This is a genomic window from uncultured Aquincola sp., assembly GCF_964001545.1.
GTDB lineage: Bacteria > Pseudomonadota > Gammaproteobacteria > Burkholderiales > Burkholderiaceae_C > Aquincola.
Map to the genome: position 1 here is coordinate 1 of NZ_CAXFDV010000708.1, position 3184 is coordinate 3184.

General features: G+C 68.7%; 5 protein-coding genes and 1 pseudogene. 4 read left to right on the forward strand and 2 right to left on the reverse strand.

From position 1 onward, the window contains the following. Positions 1 to 1310: AAA family ATPase (locus tag ABNT58_RS24935; protein WP_348756083.1), on the reverse strand; the 1310-nt coding region annotated here is incomplete at its 3' end. 251 nt (positions 1311 to 1561) lie between these two features. Between ABNT58_RS24935 and queF the strand changes: the two genes are divergently transcribed. The 4 genes from queF (at position 1562) to ABNT58_RS24955 (ending at position 3030) form a co-directional block, all read left to right on the forward strand. After that, complete coding sequence (gene queF, locus ABNT58_RS24940) at positions 1562 to 1990, forward strand: preQ(1) synthase (protein ID WP_250200063.1); 429 nt, start codon at positions 1562 to 1564, stop codon at positions 1988 to 1990. Between the two features lie 10 nt (positions 1991 to 2000). Further along, positions 2001 to 2426 carry an SET domain-containing protein gene (locus tag ABNT58_RS24945; RefSeq protein WP_348756084.1) on the forward strand — a complete coding sequence of 142 codons (426 nt, stop codon included), beginning with the start codon at positions 2001 to 2003 and terminating at the stop codon, positions 2424 to 2426. A gap of 75 nt (positions 2427 to 2501) precedes the next feature. Then, positions 2502 to 2792 carry a BrnT family toxin gene (locus ABNT58_RS24950; protein WP_348756085.1) on the forward strand — a complete coding sequence of 97 codons (291 nt, stop codon included), beginning with the start codon at positions 2502 to 2504 and terminating at the stop codon, positions 2790 to 2792. Continuing rightward, positions 2734 to 3030 (forward strand): BrnA antitoxin family protein, encoded by a 297-nt coding sequence (locus tag ABNT58_RS24955; protein WP_348756086.1) that lies wholly within the window; start codon positions 2734 to 2736, stop codon positions 3028 to 3030. Before ABNT58_RS24950 ends, ABNT58_RS24955 begins: the two co-directional genes overlap by 59 nt. Before the next feature lie 22 nt (positions 3031 to 3052). Here the strand turns inward: ABNT58_RS24955 and ABNT58_RS24960 are convergent. Beyond that, a pseudogene (locus ABNT58_RS24960) lies at positions 3053 to 3184 on the reverse strand (tartrate dehydrogenase); the annotation flags it as partial.

Consider the following 3184-nt stretch of genomic DNA (forward strand, 5'->3'; position numbering starts at 1 on the left):
AGCCGGCCGGCATCGGGCGCGGCCAGGCCCTGGCGCTCGGCGGCCAGGCGCTCGCGCCGGCCGCGCAGCGCGCGCGTCTGCTCCTCGATGTTGCGGCTGTCGGCGGCCAGCAGCTGGATCTGCTGCTGCACCTGCGTCACCTGGCCGCGCTGCTCGTTGGCGCGGGCCTGGGCGGCGCGCACCGCGTCTTCCAGCGTGGGCAGGCTGCCGGCCTGTTCTTCGGCCTGGGCGGCCAGCACCTCAGCCTGTTCGTCGGCGGCGGCGATCTGCTCGGCGATGGTCTCCAGCTCGGCCTCGGCCTGGGCGCCGCGCTCGGCCCATTGCGCGATCTGGGTCTGCAGCCCGGCCAGGCGCTGCTGGGCGCGGTTGCGGCCCTCGACCACGTAGCGGATGCGCTCTTCCAGGCGGCTGACTTCCAGCGAAGCCTCGGCCAGCGCGCCCTGCGCGGTGTGCAGGTTGTCGCTGGCGGCGTAGTGGGCCTGGCGGATGGTTTCCAGCCCGGCTTCCAGGTGGCGCAGCTCGGCCAGGCGCGCTTCCAGCGCGTTGGTGGCCTCGGCCACCGCAGTCTTGATGCGCTGCTCCTCGGTGGCGGCGTCGCGGTGCTTCAGGAACCACAGCTGGTGCAGGCGCAGCGTGCCGCGCTCCTGCAGGCCGTGGTACTGGGTGGCCACCTCGGCCTGCTTTTCCAGCTTCTCGAGGTTGGCGTTCAGCTCGCGCAGAATGTCTTCCACCCGCGTGAGGTTCTCGCGCGTGTCCTTCAGCCGGTTCTCGGTCTCGCGCCGGCGTTCCTTGTACTTGCTGACGCCGGCCGCCTCTTCGAGGAACATGCGCAGCTCTTCGGGCTTGCTCTCGATGATGCGGCTGATGGTGCCCTGGCCGATGATGGCGTAGGCCCGCGGGCCCAGGCCGGTGCCCAGGAACACGTCCTGCACGTCGCGGCGGCGCACCGGCTGGTTGTTGATGTAGTAGCTGCTGGTGCCGTCGCGCGTCAGCACCCGCTTGACGGCGATCTCGGCGAACTGGTTCCACTGGCCACCGGCGCGGGCGTCTTCGTTGCTGAACACCAGCTCCACGCTGGCGCGGCTGGCCGGCTTGCGGTTGCCCGAGCCATTGAAGATGACGTCCTGCATCGACTCGCCGCGCAGCTCGCTGGCCTTGCTTTCGCCGAGCACCCAGCGCACCGCATCCATGATGTTGGACTTGCCGCAGCCATTGGGCCCGACGACGCCGACCAACTGGCCGGGCAACTGGAAGGTGGTGGGTTCGGCGAAGGACTTGAAGCCCGAGAGCTTGATCTGGTTGAGCCGCATGAGCGCGTGCCCCTGGAGCGCGCCAAGGTGTTGATTCAGAAGGTTTTTTTGCCCTTGCTCGGGGGCAAGAAAGCGGCTGGATGATACCATCGCGCCCCTTTGCTTCCGGGGCTTTCCCGGGCGCGCTACCCCTTGTTGCACCCGCGGCGCGCGCAGCGCCGCCACCCGCTGCCATGGCCAAGAACGCCAAGAAATCCAAGTCCGCCGCCGTCGCCGAGGTCACCGCCCACACCGGCGCGCCCGAGCGCCAGATGCCGCCCAACCCGCCCAGCGCCCCGAGCAAGGAACTGCATGTGTTCCCCAACCCGGCGCCCGAGCGCGACTACGTCATCCAGTTCCAGGTGCCCGAGTTCACCTGCCACTGCCCGCTGACCGGCCAGCCCGACTTCGCGCACTTCACGATCGACATGATCGCGGACCAGCTGTGCATCGAGCTCAAGAGCCTGAAGATGTATTTCTGGAGCTACCGCAACGAAGGCGCGTTCCACGAGAAGGTGACCAACACCATCCTGGACGACATCGTGAAGGCCAGCGATCCGCGCTTCGTGCGCATCACCGCCAAGTGGTACGTGCGCGGCGGCATCTACACCAACGTGGTGGCCGAGCACCGGCAAAAGGGCTGGCAGCCGTTGCCGGTGGTGCAGCTGCCGCAGCACGCCGCCGAGACCGGCCTGCTGTAAGGGCCGCACGATGCCGCTGGCCGAACGCCCGCCCTACCAGAAGTTCGACGTGCGCGTGGCGCGCAGCCGCATCGACGGCTTCGGCTGCTTCGCGGCCGAGCCCATTCCGCCGCGGCTGAAGATCGGCGAGATCCGCGGCGAGGCCATCAGCGTGGCCGAGGCCCGCCGCCGTGCCGAGGGCCAGCAGCGCATCATGATCGTGGAGGTGTCGCACAAGACGGCGATCGACGCCTCCAGGAGCACCGACCCGATGCGCTTCACCAACCACTCGTGCCAGCCCAACGCGCGGCTGGTCATCCGCGACGGCCGCATCGAGTTCTACGCCGTCAAGCCCATCGCCGTGGGCGACGAGGTGACGGTGAACTACGGCGAGACGCACCACGAAGGCAAGCTGGAATGCCGCTGCGGTGCGCCGGGGTGCGTGGGGCGCTTGTAGCCGCCAGCCGCCAGCCGCTTGCCGCTTGCCGCTTGCCGCTTGCGGGCATCCGGTTAGCGTAGTTACACTAACCGGATGCGCGTGACCTTCGACCCGTCGAAGCGGCTACGCACTCTGGCAGACCGCGGGCTGGACTTCGAAGACGCCAAGGCAGTTTTTGAGGGCATCACCGTCGAAGTGGAGGACACGCGCAAAGCGTACGGAGAGCGCCGCTTCATCTGCTACGGCCACTTGGCTGGCCGGCTGGTGGTGATCGGCTACACCCCGCGCGGTTTCACCCGCCACGTGTTCAGCATGAGGAAAGCCAATGACCGCGAACAAGCGCGCCTTGCCGCCCACTTTCAAGTCGAACCTGGCGAAGCTTGACGAGCATGCCGTGCAAGCTTCCGAGTACGAAGAGCTGCCAGAGCTGACCGATGAGATGCTGGCGCGAGCCGTGGTCAACAGGGGTGGTCGCCCACGCTCAGACAACCCTCGCAAGCTGATCACGCTGCGTCTGCCGGCGGACGTGATCGACCGCTGGCGCGCCACCGGTCCTGGTTGGCAAACCCGCATGGCGGACCGCCTCAGCCCCGGGCCGGTGACGGGCCGCAAGGGCCCCTGAGGCGCCAGCGCCGCTGGGCGGATCAACCGTTCCTCACCGCCTCCGCAATCGCCTTGCCCACGTCGGCCGTGGTGGCCTTGCCGCCCAGGTCGGGCGTGCGGGGGCCGTCCTGCAGCACGTCTTCGATGGCCTTGAGCACCGCGGCGCCGGCTTC